The organism is Bacteroides sp. 1001136B_160425_E2, assembly GCF_015559655.1.
Classification (GTDB): domain Bacteria; phylum Bacteroidota; class Bacteroidia; order Bacteroidales; family Bacteroidaceae; genus Bacteroides; species Bacteroides luhongzhouii.
Genome location: NZ_JADMQH010000010.1, coordinates 115,821 through 132,097, shown reverse-complemented (window position 1 = coordinate 132,097; position 16,277 = coordinate 115,821). Strand labels below are relative to the sequence as shown.

Sequence of the window (16,277 nt, the reverse complement as noted above, 5' to 3'; positions counted from 1 at the left end):
GGTCATACTCTTTTTCTACTTTATTCCGTATTTAATGTTTAAGCACTTTTTAAATAAATTTAAAAAATCCCGTACGAATCAATTTCACCACTGCAAATCGGGTAAATATTTGCTCAAAGTAGTGCGGAGAATACTCAAGGTAATAGGTTTTACCAATACTTCAGTTGCTCCTGCGTTCATTGCGTTTTCCTTATCCGAGCTGAAAGCATAGGCTGTCTGCATGATAATAGGAATTTCGGTATTAGACTCACGAATTATCTTCGTTGCCTCCAATCCGTTCATCACCGGCATCTTGATATCCATCAGCATTGCTTTGGCTCTTTCCTGATGTTGTTGAAACAACTGCACCATTTCCTGCCCATTTTTAGCCCACTCGATATCACACTTTTTGCCTATGATAGCCTTGATTAATTTAAAGTTGCTGTCATCGTCCTCAGCCACCAAAATTAAGGGTCTGAATTCATTCATTTGTTCGCTTTCCATATCGCTTATATATTGTTTTTTTATCTGTTTTTTTGGATCAATCTCCCTTTTCAGCCCGCAAGTTATAAAAAAGATTCATATATTTCGCTATCTTTGCGCCTCAATTTAAAAGAATAGTATGATTTCTGTTGACGGACTAGCCGTAGAGTTTGGCGGCACTGCTTTATTTAGTGATATATCTTTCGTAATTAATGAAAAAGACCGCATCGCACTGATGGGTAAAAATGGGGCGGGGAAAAGTACGCTGCTGAAAATTTTGGCAGGCGTACGACAACCGACACGTGGAAAAGTTTCCGCGCCCAAAGATTGCGTAGTTGCCTATCTGCCTCAACATCTGATGACGGAAGACGGAAGAACAGTGTTTGACGAAACGGCCCAGGCATTTTCACATCTGCATGAAATGGAAGCGCAGATTGAAAAACTGAACAAAGAGCTCGAAACACGGACGGACTACGAGAGCGACAGTTACATGGCGCTGATCGAGGAAGTGTCTGCCTTGAGCGAGAAGTTTTATTCGATTGACGCGACTAATTATGAAGAGGGTGTGGAAAAGGCATTGCTCGGATTAGGGTTCATCCGGAGTGATTTTCAACGCCAGACGAGTGACTTCAGCGGTGGATGGCGGATGCGCATCGAGCTCGCTAAGTTGCTGTTGCAGAAACCGGACGTACTCTTGCTCGATGAGCCGACGAATCACTTGGATATTGAATCTATTCAATGGTTGGAAGATTTTCTTATTAATAATGGAAAAGCAGTTATCGTAATCAGCCACGACCGTAAATTCGTGGATAATATTACAACACGCACCATCGAAGTGACGATGGGACGTATTTATGATTACAAGGTGAATTACTCCCAATATCTGCAACTGCGCAAGGACCGCCGTGAACAACAGCAGAAGGCTTATGACGAACAGCAGAAATTTATTGCTGAAACAAAGGAGTTCATCGAACGATTCAAAGGAACATATTCAAAAACATTGCAGGTACAGAGCCGCGTCAAAATGCTGGAAAAGCTGGAATTGCTCGAAGTCGATGAGGAAGATACTTCTGCATTGCGACTGAAATTCCCGCCTTCACCCCGTTCGGGCAGTTATCCGGTTATCATGGAGGGTGTTGGAAAGGCATACGGAGAAAAAGTAGTGTTCCGCAACGCCAATCTGACGATTGAGCGTGGTGATAAAGTAGCTTTTGTCGGTAAAAACGGTGAAGGTAAATCTACTCTTGTGAAATGTATCATGAAAGAAATTGAGCACGACGGTACACTGACTCTCGGACATAATGTACAAATCGGATACTTTGCCCAAAATCAAGCTTCATTGATGGATGAAAACCTGACGGTTTTCCAAACGATTGATGATGTAGCCAAGGGGGATATCCGGAACAAGATCCGTGATTTACTGGGTGCTTTCATGTTTGGTGGTCCCGAGGAATCGATGAAGAAGGTAAAAGTGCTTTCGGGTGGAGAGCGTACCCGCCTTGCCATGATTAAATTGCTGTTGGAACCTGTTAACCTCCTGATTCTGGATGAGCCGACGAATCATCTGGACATGAAGACGAAAGATATTCTGAAACAGGCTTTGCTAGATTTTGACGGCACACTGATTGTTGTTTCACACGACCGTGATTTCCTCGACGGACTGGTAACCAAAGTGTATGAGTTCGGAAATCAAAAGGTGACGGAACATCTTTGCGGTATCTATGAATTCCTCGAAAAGAAGAAAATGGATTCGTTGCAAGAACTGGAAAAGAAATAATAAATAATAAAAAGAGGATATCGGCTGCAGGCGGAATAAAAGTATTTGTATATTTGCATTTTAAATACTCTGAAAAAGCTGATAACCTCTAAAAGAAAGGATGAAAGGGAAGAAAAGAATTATAGTAACTCTGCTGTTTTTAATCAACATTATAATGTTGGTGGCAGCCGTTATTCCCCATCACCATCATCCCAACGGAATGATTTGCATGAAGCAGGACTTGCCTGTAGAACAGCAATGTCCCACGCATCATCATCACCCGGGAAACGATTCATGTTGCAGCAGCGAATGTATGACTCGTTTCTACTCTCCTACTCCATCCGTACATACGGATAGCGGACCGGATTACGTATTCATCGCTACCCTGTTCACGGATGTAATCATCGAACATCTACTACGGCCACAAGAGAGACGGATCAAGAACTATTACGTCTACCGAGACTCTCTGCATGGGACGGATATACACCGTGCCACTCCTCTTCGTGCCCCTCCCTACTCTGTTTTTGCGTAAAAGCGTGAATGCAAATCAGTCGCATTTACGTTACCTTATCTTTGTAGCGTACAAAAAACAGTAAAATTTAGTAGGAAAATATCATTATGAAAAAACTTATTTTCGTAGGAATCCTAGGCTTATTCGTGCTGGGTTCCTGTAATAATAGTACCGTCACACACACACACAATGAACACGATCATGCCACAGAAGGACATAATCACGAGGCAGAGGGTTCCGAACATTCTCATGAAGGCAAATGTAACGGAGAACACAACCATGAAGCGGCCGATGAACATAACGAGTCTGTCGAAGCGCACACTGATGAAATCATCCTTCCGAAGGCAAAAGCTGAAGCAGCCGGCGTTAAGGTGAGCGTTATCGAACCTGCACCTTTCCGGCAAGTGATTAAAACCAGCGGACAGGTGCTGGCTGCTCAAGGTGATGAATCGGTTGCCGTAGCTACAGTGGCCGGCGTTGTATCTTTCCGCGGAAAAGTAACGGAAGGAATGAGCGTCGGCAGCGGCACGCCACTAGTCACCATTTCTTCAAAGAATATCGCCGACGGTGATCCGGTACAACGTGCCCGCATTGCCTACGAGGTATCTAAGAAGGAGTACGAACGTATGAAAGAGCTTGTTAAAAACAAGATTGTATCTGACAAGGATTTTGCACAGGCAGAGCAAAGTTATGAAAATGCCCGCCTTAGTTACGAAGCCCTTTCCAAGAATCATTCGGCTATCGGCCAAAGTATTACAGCTCCTATTGCAGGATATGTGAAAAGCATTCTTGTGAAAGAAGGTGACTACGTGACCATCGGGCAACCGCTGGTGAGCGTAACGCAGAATCGTCGTCTTTTCCTCCGTGCCGAAGTGTCGGAAAAGTATTATCCATACCTCCGTACAATCAGTTCCGCCAATTTCCAGACTCCTTATAATAATCAGGTGTACGAGTTGAAAGCATTGAACGGCAAACTTCTCTCTTTTGGAAAAGCTGCCGGAGATAACTCTTTTTATGTGCCTGTCACTTTTGAGTTCGACAATAAAGGGGAAGTGATCCCCGGATCATTCGTAGAGGTGTTCTTGCTTTCTTCAACGATGGAAAACGTACTTTCTCTCCCACGCACGGCACTGACAGAGGAACAAGGTATCTTCTTTATCTACCTGCAACTGGACGAAGAGGGTTATAAAAAACAGGAAGTAACGATAGGAGCCGACAACGGTAAAAGTGTTCAGATCCTGACCGGAGTGAAGGCTGGCGACCGTGTAGTGACCGAAGGTGCTTATCAGGTTCGACTGGCAAGCGCAAGCAATGCCATCCCGGCACATAGTCACGAACATTAAAGCGGCGAGGTGCCGCAGCCGGATTTTCTTGCGGCGCATCTATCAAGTTATTTATAACTCTCAATTAATGAAATATCATGCTTAATAAAATTATACATTACTCCCTACACAACCGGTTGGTTGTAGTCTGCGCGGCCATCCTCCTGCTAATTGCGGGAACGTATACCGCCATGCATACGGAAGTAGACGTATTCCCCGACCTGAACGCACCTACGGTAGTCATCATGACCGAAGCCAACGGTATGGCTGCGGAAGAGGTTGAACAGCTCGTCACTTTTCCTGTTGAAACTGCCGTAAACGGAGCTACGGGTGTACGCCGTGTCCGCTCTTCTTCTACCAACGGATTTTCCGTTGTCTGGGTAGAATTTGATTGGGGAACCGATATTTATCTCGCTCGCCAGATTGTTAGCGAGAAATTAGCTGTGGTCAGTGAATCACTGCCGGTCAACGTCGGTAAACCGACACTCGGACCACAATCTTCCATCTTGGGCGAAATGCTCATTGTCGGTCTGACTGCCGACTCTACTTCAATGCTCGATCTTCGTACAATTGCCGACTGGACTATCCGTCCCCGTCTATTGTCTACCGGAGGAGTGGCGCAGGTTGCCGTGCTCGGAGGAGATATCAAAGAATATCAGATTCAGCTGGATCCCGAACGGATGCGTCATTACGGTATTTCAATGGGAGAAGTGATGGCTGCGACACAGGATATGAACCTGAACGCAAACGGAGGCGTGCTCTACGAATTTGGAAATGAATATATCGTACGTGGTGTACTTTCAACTTCTAAAACAGAGCAACTTGGCAAAGCGGTAGTAAAGACAGTGAACAACTTCCCTGTTACGCTGGAAGATATTGCAGACGTAACCATCGGACCGAAAGCTCCGAAACTGGGAACTGCTTCCGAGCGTGGAAAATCGGCCGTATTGATGACCATTACCAAACAACCGGCTACCAGTACGCTGGAACTGACAGATAAACTGGAAGCATCTTTGAAAGATCTTCAAAAAAACCTGCCACCGGACGTAAAAGTTTCAACGGACATATTCCGTCAAAGCCGCTTTATCGAAAGCTCCATCGGCAATGTGAAAAAATCACTCTTTGAAGGAGGTATTTTCGTAGTAATCGTACTTTTCCTGTTTCTGGCAAATGTGCGCACTACATTGATTTCATTGGTAACACTGCCTCTTTCCCTGCTCGTTTCGATTTTGACCCTACACTACATGGGACTGACAATCAACACCATGAGTCTCGGAGGTATGGCGATAGCCATCGGCTCGTTGGTAGACGACGCCATCGTCGATGTGGAAAACGTGTATAAACGACTGCGTGAGAACCGTCAGAAAGCAGAAGCGGAAAGATTAAGTACACTCGAGGTGGTATTCAATGCTTCGAAAGAGGTGCGGATGCCTATACTTAATTCTACACTGATTATCGTTGTCAGCTTTGTCCCGTTGTTCTTCCTTAGCGGAATGGAAGGCAGAATGTTGGTTCCGCTGGGCGTTGCCTTTATCGTGGCATTGTTCGCGTCGACAGTAGTTGCTCTGACGCTGACTCCGGTGCTCTGTTCTTATCTATTAGGAAGCAATAAGACAAACAAGGAACTGAAAGAAGCTCCCCTTGCTCGTTGGATGAAAGGGGGGTATGAAAAGGCACTGACTTGGGTGCTGACACACAAACGAGTGACACTTGGAAGTACGATCGCACTCTTTGTGGTTGCGCTCGGAGTGTTCTTTACACTCGGACGCAGTTTCCTTCCTTCCTTTAATGAAGGGTCATTCACCATCAATATCAGTTCTCTACCGGGTATTTCACTGGAAGAAAGCAATAAAATGGGACAGTGGGCAGAAGAGTTATTGATGACGATTCCCGAAATACAAACCGTAGCCCGAAAAACGGGACGTGCCGAACTGGACGAGCACGCGTTAGGGGTAAACGTTTCCGAAATAGAAGCTCCGTTTGAACTGAAAGATCGTTCGCGCAGTGAACTGGTAGCGGATGTACGTGAGAAATTGAGTACTATCACCGGAGCAAATATAGAAATCGGACAACCAATCAGTCACCGTATCGACGCTATGTTATCAGGTACGAAAGCGAATATCGCTATCAAGCTGTTCGGAGACGACCTGAATAAGATGTTCTCACTCGGTAATCAAATTAAAGGAGCTATCAGTGATATTCCCGGTGTTGCCGACCTGAACGTGGAGCAACAGATTGAGCGTCCACAGCTGAAAATACAACCTAAACGGGAAATGTTGGCTAAGTTCGGTATTACTCTGCCGGAGTTCTCGGAATATGTGAACGTTGCTTTGGCTGGAAAAGTGATCTCGCAGGTTTATGAACAAGGCAAGAGTTTCGATCTGATCGTGAAAGTAAAGGATGATGCCCGGGATGAAATAGAAAAAATCCGCAACTTAATGGTAGACACGAACGACGGCCGGAAAGTTCCTTTGAGCTATGTAGCCGAAGTGGTATCAGCCATGGGACCAAATACGATCAACCGCGAGAATGTAAAACGTAAAATTGTGATTTCTGCCAATGTGGCCGACCGCGATTTGCGTAGTGTCGTAAATGATATTCAGAAGCGCATCGACACATCGGTACAATTGCCCGAAGGTTATCACATCGAATATGGCGGACAGTTTGAAAGTGAACAGGCTGCCAGCCGGACATTGGCGCTGACTTCATTTATCAGCATCGTAGTAATCTTCCTATTATTGTATAATGAGTTCCGTAGCGTGAAAGAGTCTGGTGTCATCTTGCTGAATCTTCCGCTGGCACTGATCGGTGGTGTATTTGCTTTGGTGATTACAACAGGAGAGGTCAGTATTCCGGCTATCATCGGTTTCATTTCCTTGTTCGGTATTGCAACGCGTAACGGTATGTTGCTCATCAGCCACTACAATCATTTGCAAAAGGAAGAAGGTTTGAATGTGTATGATAGTGTGATTCAAGGTTCTCTCGACCGTCTGAATCCGATTTTGATGACAGCATTGTCTTCTGCACTGGCACTGATTCCATTGGCACTGGGCGGCGACTTGCCCGGTAACGAAATTCAAAGTCCGATGGCAAAAGTGATTTTAGGAGGATTATTAACGTCTACTTTTCTAAACGGTTTTATCGTTCCGATTGTTTATCTGATGATGCATCGGAAAAAGGCCCAGGAAAGCCTGTAGCGGGTGATGTTTTTCCTCGGTGAGGAAACCATCGTTCCCCGGTGAGGAACCAAGTGTTTCTCGGTGAGAAACGGGGCGTTCCTCGGTGCCAAACAAATAGATGCCTTATCATAAAGTATCTATCAACAATAGCTTGTAATAAATAAAGAAATTAGAAATGAAACAAATCATGACCATAAGCGCTGCACTTCTTTTCTTAACCATAGGCGAAGTGCAAGCCCAAAACGGAATTGAACAGGTATTGAAGAATATCGAAACGAACAATAAGGAGTTGCAGGCAAACGAGCAACTGATTACTTCGCAGAAGCTGGAAGCTAAAACGGATAATAACCTGCCTGATCCTACTCTTTCTTACGCACATCTATGGGGAGCGAAAGATAAAAGCGAAACAATCGGCGAACTGGTTGTTTCACAAAGCTTTGATTTCCCTAGTTTATATGCTACACGTAACAAGTTGAACCGTCTGAAAGCCGGAGCTTTTGACAGTCAGTCGGATGTTTTCCGTCAAGAGAAGCTGTTACAGGCGAAAGAACTTTGCCTAGACATTATCATGCTTCGTCAGCAAAAGCATATTTTGGAAGAACGCCTCCGCAATGCGGAAGAACTTGCAAAGATGTATGCCAAACGTCTTCAAACAGGAGATGCAAATGCTCTCGAAACCAACAAAATCAATTTGGAACTGTTGAATGTCAGAACAGAAGCGTCTCTGAACGAAACAGCACTCCGCAACAAACAGCAGGAGCTGAATACGCTGAATGGTAATATTCCGGTAGTTTTCGAGGAAAACCAATATCCGGCTATACCTTTCCCCACTGATTATCAAATATTGAAGTCGGAAGTCATGGCAACGGACCGTACTCTTATGGCACTCGGCAACGAGAGTCTTGTCGCCCGTAAACAGATTGCTGTCAATAAATCCCAATGGCTGCCAAAACTGGAACTCGGCTACCGTCGGAACACAGAAACAGGCGTACCTTTCAACGGTGTAGTGGTAGGTTTCTCTTTCCCGCTATTCGAAAATCGGAATAAAGTAAAAATCGCTAGAGCACAAGCTCTTAACATTGATTTGCAAAAGGATAATGCTACCCTGCAAGTGGAATCTGAATTGGCACAGCTTTACCGGGAAGCAAAAACACTGCATGCTTCGATGGAAGAATATAGCAAGACTTTCCAGTCGCAACAAGATCTGTCACTGCTGAAACAGGCTCTGACAGGTGGACAGATTAGCATGATCGAATATTTCGTTGAAGTTTCTGTCATCTACCAAAGCCATCAAAATTATCTGCAACTGGAAAATCAGTACCAGAAAGCAATGGCACGGATTTACAAGAGTAAGCTATAAATAAGTACATAAAGCCCTTTAGGCACGGATTACACGGATTTCACGGATTTTAGAAATATGATTGCCATAAAGCAACAGCATAATCCATGTAATCCGTGCCCATATATATCCCCTCTCATTTTCTTCAAGTTCCAACTAAATATTTCAAAATAATATGTTACATTTGCAACGAACATAAAATACAGATTATGAAACCTAAACAATTCTATCTATTAATGTTATGTTGCATCCTTACACTATTCAGTGGATGTAAAGAGGATGAAGAAAATCCACTTCGTTTTTACAACAGTGAATATGAAGTACCCATGGGTGGCAGACGTTACCTTGGACTGGAAAGCGGAAATGGTGATTACTCGCTTGAAGTTAAAGACACACGCATCGCAAGCGCAGGAACCGAAACCGGCTGGACCGGAGTACCTGCCGGACGTATGATTTATGTTACCGGTATTCTCACCGGGCAAACTTATCTAAAAGTAACGGATAACGCTACACAAGAGACCTGCACCCTGCCAATCAAGGTTGTCGACAATTACGAAGATATAAAGTTGCTCCGCAGCTACTTGTCTAACTTACCAAACGGAGACGCAAATCTTTTGCCTGGTATTTCCGACATTTTTCTAATCAACAACCACGCACGGGATGCTTATTTTTTCAAACAGGGAGAACAAACAGCTTTTTCATCCGGACTTACCTTAATAACTCAAGGAAGTTATAAACTGGAAAAAGAAGAAGGAAATAATGAGAAAGCCATACTGACTCTCACCTTTTCCAAAGATGCAGCAACACCTGTTTCCGATCATAAATTCATCTTGTGGGGGAATGCATACGCATTTCACCGGCTGGATAAAAGCTTAAATTTGAATTGGAATACTCCCCCCATCGGAGAAACACGGACATCACCTGCGCCACCTCCCTCCTACACGCTGGAAGAGCTCGCTGAAGGCGAACCAGGCACAGGCAGACAATTGAGTTTTACCCTTTCCGAACAGGAAATACCTGCAGGAATACTGCCTTAATCAACAGTGTCTTCCGATAATATGCGTATATTTTCCGGCAAGTATCCACTACGAATACGCCATTCTTGCGGATAGAGATTATTGGCACGATTGCCGATGTTCTTCACAAATCCGAGAGGAATATGCCGATACGTAAGCAAAACATATCCACGAGGGGCTGTTACCGGCAAGGTAATGGCCTCTTTTCGTAAATAAGTGATGGCCTGTTTATAACTTATTTCTTCCGTAGCGAAAGCTTCCCGGCATAAAAGTGAACTACACATCGCCAATGCATGGTCAGGTATCAAATCCTTTCCTTTCACTTCTCCTATCTCCACTCCTGCCGATACGATTTTCAGGCATTGTTTCATCGCCATTAATTCATCAGCATAATGCCGTGAAAAAGCCCGGATACTTGTTCCTTCCGCCGACAAAATATACTGGTCCGAATTTTCATTATTCAGCCAACTTTTTGCTATATTCAGCTGTTCTTTCGAAACAGGAGAAGATGCTGCCCCCCCTTTCCTATCTTTCTTTTTAGAAGCTTTCTCCTTCGAGAAAGAAGCTACCGGAATCTCGTCTCCTGTCTCCGGTTTCCGAAAAGCTGCCAGAAAAAAACCTTCTCCTTTCGTCTTATGAGGGAAAAAATGATAGACAGGAATAGAAGATTTAGAACCATCACAGTTATCCGCCAGGAGATCTCCTGTTATATTCCAGTTTTCCTGTATCTGCACAGTTAACGGTTCAGCTCCATACTCTTGTTGAATCCAACGTGCATTCTCTTCATCTTCTTTCGTATTAAATGTACACGTACTATATATAAGAATTCCCCCAGGCTTCAACGTGTCCCAAATATCTCCAATAATCCGCCGCTGCCGCTGCCAACAGATTTCTACATTCTCGGGACTCCACTCTTCTACAGCGACAGGGTCTTTACGAAACATACCTTCACCGGAGCAGGGAACATCTGTAAGAATCACGTCAAAGAAAGACGGCAAAGCCGAAAAATCTGCCGGATCATTATTAGTTACTACCACATCCGGATGTCCCCACTTCGTTAAATTCTCCGCAAGGATCTGCGAACGGTTCCGAATGACTTCATTAGCCACCAGCAAACTCCCTTCAGGAAGCACACTGCGGGCATGAGTTGACTTTCCACCGGGAGCTGCACAAAGATCCAGCATCTTCACCGGTCCGGTGACATACTGCCGGAGCACCTGCTCCACAAACATAGAAGAAGCCTCCTGAACATAATAACAGCCTGCATGAAACAATGGATCAAACGTGAAAGTGAGACGTTCATCCAGATAAAACCCTTCGGAAGACCAAGGGACTTGATTTAATTCAATATTAAAAGTTGAAAGTTGAAAATCAGTAGCACAACTTGCTTGCTGTACAATTGTGCATTTTCCATTTTCTGTTTTCAATTTCCCATCATTCAACCGGATGCTGACAGGTGGTTCTTGTTGGATGGCAACAGCTAATTTGGCGTATTCTTCATCGCCCAGCAGGGCGCGGGTATAGTCTATAAAAGAAGCAGGTAATTCCATTTCTCGTGATTAATTTCCGCAAATATCAAAAATATTTCGTCTCTTTGCAACTTTCTATGATATTAACTACGTCTAACAGACAAAGAAATAAATAAAAAAACTATTGATATGAAAAATTTTCTATTAGCATTGATGGTTGTACTGACCACTTGCACACTGGCTATTGCCCAAAACAAAACCACCATTGTCCGCGATTCCGTCGGAACAGTCAAAGTAACTGTGGCCAAGGATAACAAAGCAAATACAAACAATACTGCTGTCACAGTCATCGGTGTAGATACAGCGGATACTGATTCCACAGAAGTAGATGCAAACTCTAGTAATGTCAGTACAGGTCATGGTAAGGCCAGTTTTACATTCGAATCGGACGACGACGATTTCCCATTCCATGGTTTTGGTATTAATGGAGGTATTCTCATAGCAATCATATCGATCATTGCCGTATTCGGATTTCCGGTATTCATTCTGTTTGTAATCTTCTTTTTCCGTTATAAAAACCGGAAAGCACGCTATCGCCTTGCCGAACAGGCACTCGCAGCAGGTCAGCCATTGCCAGAAGAATTTATTCGTGAAAACAAAACGGTTGACTCACGTTCACAAGGCATCAAGAACACCTTTACAGGTGTCGGTCTTTTCATCTTCCTTTGGGCAATCACCGGTGAATTCGGAATTGGAGCTATTGGTTTACTTGTTACATTTATGGGTATCGGACAATGGATTATCGGCAGCAAACAACAGACTCAAGGTATAAATGCTCCCCAGATGTATACTACCCATAAAAATGAAAAAAAGAATCAGGATAACGTCAAAACCGATGGCTTCGAAATCATCCCTTCCGAATCCGGAGAGAAAGATAATGGAGTAAACGAAGAAAAGAACGACGAGAATAAATGAGCCAACTCAATGATATATCGTTAGTCGCACAGGTCGTGGTGTTCAAGAACACCAGGGCCTTCGACCAGTTGGTCGGGAAGTACCAGTCGCCCATCCGACGATTCTTCCTGAACCTGACTTGCGGCGACAGCGAATTGAGTGACGACCTTGCACAAGATACGTTTATCAAAGCATATACAAACATTGCCTCTTTTCGAAATTTGTCAAGCTTCTCTACGTGGCTGTACCGTATTGCTTATAATGTTTTTTATGATTATATTCGCAGCCGGAAAGAGACAGCCGACTTGGATACAAAAGAAATAGACGCCATTAACAGTACCGAACAAGAGAATGTAGGACAGAAAATGGATGTCTACCAGTCACTCAGAATGCTTAAGGAAGTGGAAAGAACCTGCATTATGTTGTTCTATATGGAGGACATCAGCATCGACAAAATAGCAGGTATTGTAGGAGTACCGTCAGGAACGGTGAAAAGCCACCTGTCACGTGGAAAAGAAAAATTAGCAACGTATTTAAAACAAAACGGTTATGGCAGAAATAGACAATGATAAGCTCTTGCGTGATTTCTTCGCAGAAAACAAGCAGGAAATAGCTGACAACGGATTCAGTCGCCGTGTCATGCACCATTTACCCGGTCGTAGCAACCACTTGGCTCGTATCTGGAGTGCCTTCGTAATGGCTGTGGCCGCCGTACTTTTTGTATGGTTAGGCGGATTGGAAGCAGCTTGGGAAACAATAAGAGAAGTATTTATCGGTATGATTAATCATGGCACTACCAGCCTTGATCCAAAGTCAATAATTATCGCAGCTGTTGTACTATTATTTATGGCTACACGAAAGGTCGCTTCTATGGCATAATTAGTTCCTAGAAGTTTCTCTTTTCGTTAAAGAATGATAAATTTACCCTTAATAGGAAAGGGGCCCAAACATAGATATCGTATCTTTGTTCTTCTGTAAACTAAAATAGAGAGAAGAGTTTTGAAACTACGTATATTTATTTTATTTCTGTTCCTGTCTTTATTACATGTTCAGGCAGATGTCATCGACAGTCTGATGACGCAGCCCAGAGACTCAATCGGACTAACAAGCGATTCCCTAGTACTGCATTTCTTGGAAGAGTCGGGAATCCCTATCTCTGATAATAATAAAGTAAAACTGCTAAAAAGCGGACGGGAAAAGTTTATCGATCTATTTGAAGCCATCCGGGAAGCTAAACACCATGTTCATCTGGAATATTTCAACTTCCGAAATGACTCCATCGCCAATGCGTTATTCACTTTGTTAGCCGAAAAGGTGAAAGAAGGCGTTGAAGTACGAGCCATGTTTGACGCTTTCGGCAACTGGTCGAACAACAAGCCCCTTAAAAAGAAACACCTCAAGAAAATACGTGAACAAGGAATCGAAATCGTTAAGTTTGACCCGTTCACTTTCCCTTATATCAATCATGCCGCTCACCGCGACCATCGCAAAATTGCTGTTATCGATGGAAAAGTGGCATATACAGGCGGAATGAATATCGCCGATTATTATATCAACGGACTACCCAAAATCGGAACCTGGCGTGATATGCACATGCGTATCGAAGGGGATGCTGTCAATGATTTGCAGGAGATTTTCCTGACTATCTGGAACAAAGAGACTAAACAGAATATAGGAGGAGAAGCTTATTTTCCCCAACATGAGGGACAGACAGACAGCACAAATATCGTTGTAGCAATCGTAGACCGTACCCCGAAAAAGAATAGCCGTATGTTAAGTCATGCCTATGCCATGAGCATCTACTCGGCACAAAAGAATGTCCATATCGTCAATCCTTATTTTGTACCGACCTCTTCTATCAAAAAGGCGTTGAACCGGACAATCGACCGGGGAGTAGATGTAACCATCATGGTTTCCTCGGCTTCCGATATCCCTTTTACCCCGGATGCCGCACTTTATAAGTTACATAAACTGATGAAAAGAGGAGCTACTGTCTACATGTACAACGGGGGATTCCATCACTCGAAAATTATGATGGTGGACGACTTGTTCTGCACAGTCGGTACTGCCAACCTGAACAGTCGTAGCCTACGATATGACTACGAAACAAATGCCTTTATTTTTGATAAAAGAACAACCAGTGAATTGAATAATATGTTCCGAAACGATATCGAGCATTGCACCCAGCTGACACCGGAGTTTTGGAAAAAGCGTTCTCCCTGGAAAAAGTTCGTCGGCTGGTTTGCTAATTTATTCACTCCATTTTTGTAATTTTGTACGGAGAATCATTTTCACTGCAAATTATTCATTATGAAACAATACCTGGATTTACTCAATCGTGTGCTAACCGAAGGCACGGAAAAAGGGGATCGTACCGGAACCGGAACGATCAGTATCTTCGGTCATCAAATGCGTTTTAACCTTGATGACGGTTTCCCGTGTCTGACAACCAAAAAACTGCATCTGAAATCAATCATATACGAATTGCTTTGGTTTTTGCAAGGAGATACAAACGTGAAATATCTGCAGGAACATGGAGTACGTATTTGGAACGAATGGGCGGACGAGAACGGTGATTTGGGTCATGTCTACGGTTATCAATGGCGTTCATGGCCTGATTACAACGGCGGCTTCATCGACCAGATCAGCGAAGTAGTGGAGACACTCAAACACAATCCGGATTCACGCCGTATCATCGTTAGCGCCTGGAACGTAGCAGATTTGAACAATATGAATCTACCTCCCTGCCATGCATTCTTTCAGTTTTACGTAGCAGACGGGCGGTTGAGCCTGCAACTATATCAACGCAGTGCCGATATATTTCTCGGCGTCCCCTTCAACATTGCTTCATACGCATTATTACTGCAAATGATGGCACAAGTGACAGGTTTGAAAGCCGGTGATTTCGTTCATACTTTCGGTGATGCCCATATCTACCTGAACCATTTGGAACAAGTAAAGCTCCAGTTATCTAGGGAGCCTCGTCCATTGCCACAAATGAAAATCAATCCGGATGTGAAAAACATCTTCGATTTTAAATTTGAGGACTTCGAGTTAGTAAACTATGATCCGCATCCGCATATTGCAGGAGCAGTAGCCGTGTAAAAAAGATGAGTAAAGTATCAATCATTGCTGCCGTAGACCGCCGCATGGCTATAGGCTTCGAGAATAAACTTCTTTTCTGGTTACCGAATGATTTGAAACGTTTCAAAGCGTTAACAACCGGAAACACCATACTTATGGGACGCAAAACTTTCGAGTCATTACCGAAAGGCGCATTGCCCAATCGCAGAAATATCGTTTTATCTTCCAATCCGGATACAGTATGTCCCGGTGCGGAAGTGTTTCCCTCACTTGAAGCGGCTTTGAAAAGTTGCCAAGAGGATGAACACATTTATATTATAGGAGGGGCAAGCATTTATCAGCAGGCTCTTTCCTTCGCTGACGAACTTTGCCTGACAGAGATAGACAGTACGGCTCCCGAAGCTGACGCCTATTTTCCAGAAGTGTCCCCAGAGCTGTGGCAAGAAAAAAGCAGAGAAGCTCATCCTGCGGATGAGAAACATCTCTGCTCCTATGCTTTTGTTGATTACGTGAGAAAGTAAGGAAATCGATTTTTACCGTACCCCGACCATGAATACTGACTAATAATTAATCCTCATCTTCTATGTCGACCATAATTGGCATTTGCCGCTTAATGGCTTCATGGAAGGAGATTAATGTTTCGGTACGTGCCAAACCCAATGGTTGCAACTTATCGTGAATAATACTCAATAAGTGATGGTTATTCTTTGCGTAAATTTTGATAAACATATCGTACTTTCCGGTAGTGAAATGACACTCCACCACTTCGGGGATAGCTTCCAAAGCTTTTGTTACCGAATCAAAGGATTCGGGGTCTTTTAGATATATACCAATATAAGCGCAAGTCTCATATCCGATTTTCTCGGGGTCGATGACATACTCCGAACCTTTTAATATTCCTAGATTAGTAAGCTTCTGAATACGCTGATGGATCGCAGCGCCGGAAACATTACATGCTCTTGCCACTTCCAAAAAAGGAATACGCGCATTCCCTGCAATCAGTTTCAGAATTTGCTCATCTAAAGCATCTAATTGATGATGTCCCATTTTTGAATCAAATTGTTTTTATCAATGAATCTTTTATGCAAAGTTAGCGATTTTTCGACAACAAATACTATAATCTATTACTTTTATTTGCAGAAAGCGGATAAGTCAACAATAGTTCGTACCTTTGTGAAAAACATA

The 16,277-nt window shown here is 43.6% G+C and carries 15 protein-coding genes; 12 read left to right on the top strand and 3 right to left on the bottom strand.

The window, feature by feature from the left end; all coding sequences use genetic code 11:
• Positions 1-84: 84 nt before the first annotated feature.
• Positions 85-483 carry a response regulator gene (locus I2I04_RS11800; protein ID WP_143257901.1) on the bottom strand — a complete coding sequence of 133 codons (399 nt, stop codon included), beginning with the start codon at positions 481-483 and terminating at the stop codon, positions 85-87.
• Positions 484-601: 118 nt separating this feature from the next.
• Here I2I04_RS11800 and I2I04_RS11795 point away from each other — a divergent pair, with 118 nt between their 5' ends.
• The 6 genes from I2I04_RS11795 (at position 602) to I2I04_RS11770 (ending at position 9,606) form a co-directional block, all read left to right on the top strand.
• Positions 602-2,239 carry an ABC-F family ATP-binding cassette domain-containing protein gene (locus tag I2I04_RS11795; RefSeq protein ID WP_195655088.1) on the top strand — a complete coding sequence of 546 codons (1,638 nt, stop codon included), beginning with the start codon at positions 602-604 and terminating at the stop codon, positions 2,237-2,239.
• A gap of 100 nt (positions 2,240-2,339) precedes the next feature.
• Positions 2,340-2,750: a DUF6769 family protein gene (locus tag I2I04_RS11790; protein ID WP_008024755.1), complete on the top strand. Its 411-nt coding sequence runs from the start codon at positions 2,340-2,342 to the stop codon at positions 2,748-2,750.
• Between the two features lie 86 nt (positions 2,751-2,836).
• Complete coding sequence (locus I2I04_RS11785; RefSeq protein WP_143257899.1) at positions 2,837-4,072, top strand: efflux RND transporter periplasmic adaptor subunit; 1,236 nt, start codon at positions 2,837-2,839, stop codon at positions 4,070-4,072.
• A 77-nt stretch (positions 4,073-4,149) separates the two neighbouring features.
• Positions 4,150-7,248, top strand: a complete 3,099-nt coding sequence (locus tag I2I04_RS11780; RefSeq protein ID WP_195655087.1) for an efflux RND transporter permease subunit — start codon at positions 4,150-4,152, stop codon at positions 7,246-7,248.
• 157 nt (positions 7,249-7,405) lie between these two features.
• A complete protein-coding gene (locus tag I2I04_RS11775; RefSeq protein WP_143257897.1) occupies positions 7,406-8,590 on the top strand; it encodes a TolC family protein in 1,185 nt (394 codons plus the stop codon).
• A gap of 188 nt (positions 8,591-8,778) precedes the next feature.
• Positions 8,779-9,606: a hypothetical protein gene (locus tag I2I04_RS11770; RefSeq protein ID WP_195471038.1), complete on the top strand. Its 828-nt coding sequence runs from the start codon at positions 8,779-8,781 to the stop codon at positions 9,604-9,606.
• On the opposite strand, the gene I2I04_RS11765 is transcribed toward I2I04_RS11770, so the two are convergent.
• Positions 9,603-11,135, bottom strand: a complete 1,533-nt coding sequence (locus I2I04_RS11765) for a methyltransferase RsmF C-terminal domain-like protein (protein WP_195471040.1) — start codon at positions 11,133-11,135, stop codon at positions 9,603-9,605. The genes I2I04_RS11770 and I2I04_RS11765 overlap by 4 nt on opposite strands.
• A 108-nt stretch (positions 11,136-11,243) precedes the next feature.
• Between I2I04_RS11765 and I2I04_RS11760 the strand changes: the two genes are divergently transcribed.
• The 6 genes from I2I04_RS11760 to I2I04_RS11735 all read left to right on the top strand — a co-directional run bounded on the left by I2I04_RS11760 (position 11,244) and on the right by I2I04_RS11735 (position 15,613).
• Entirely contained in the window at positions 11,244-12,029 is a 786-nt protein-coding gene (locus I2I04_RS11760; RefSeq protein ID WP_143257894.1) for a DUF6249 domain-containing protein, read from the top strand.
• Positions 12,026-12,577, top strand: coding sequence for an RNA polymerase sigma factor (locus I2I04_RS11755; RefSeq protein ID WP_143257893.1), 552 nt, complete (start codon positions 12,026-12,028; stop codon positions 12,575-12,577). The genes I2I04_RS11760 and I2I04_RS11755 overlap by 4 nt, the downstream gene beginning before the upstream one ends.
• Complete coding sequence (locus I2I04_RS11750) at positions 12,558-12,887, top strand: DUF5056 domain-containing protein (RefSeq protein WP_143257892.1); 330 nt, start codon at positions 12,558-12,560, stop codon at positions 12,885-12,887. The genes I2I04_RS11755 and I2I04_RS11750 overlap by 20 nt, the downstream gene beginning before the upstream one ends.
• Before the next feature lie 120 nt (positions 12,888-13,007).
• Positions 13,008-14,279, top strand: a complete 1,272-nt coding sequence (gene cls, locus I2I04_RS11745; RefSeq protein WP_195471044.1) for a cardiolipin synthase — start codon at positions 13,008-13,010, stop codon at positions 14,277-14,279.
• Between the two features lie 39 nt (positions 14,280-14,318).
• Positions 14,319-15,113 carry a thymidylate synthase gene (locus tag I2I04_RS11740; protein ID WP_055236357.1) on the top strand — a complete coding sequence of 265 codons (795 nt, stop codon included), beginning with the start codon at positions 14,319-14,321 and terminating at the stop codon, positions 15,111-15,113.
• A gap of 5 nt (positions 15,114-15,118) precedes the next feature.
• The gene (locus I2I04_RS11735) at positions 15,119-15,613 is read left to right on the top strand and encodes a dihydrofolate reductase (protein WP_195655086.1); all 495 of its coding nucleotides are present in this window, start codon (positions 15,119-15,121) and stop codon (positions 15,611-15,613) included.
• A 46-nt stretch (positions 15,614-15,659) separates the two neighbouring features.
• On the opposite strand, the gene I2I04_RS11730 is transcribed toward I2I04_RS11735, so the two are convergent.
• Positions 15,660-16,139 carry an Lrp/AsnC family transcriptional regulator gene (locus I2I04_RS11730; RefSeq protein WP_004297952.1) on the bottom strand — a complete coding sequence of 160 codons (480 nt, stop codon included), beginning with the start codon at positions 16,137-16,139 and terminating at the stop codon, positions 15,660-15,662.
• Positions 16,140-16,277: the final 138 nt, after the last annotated feature.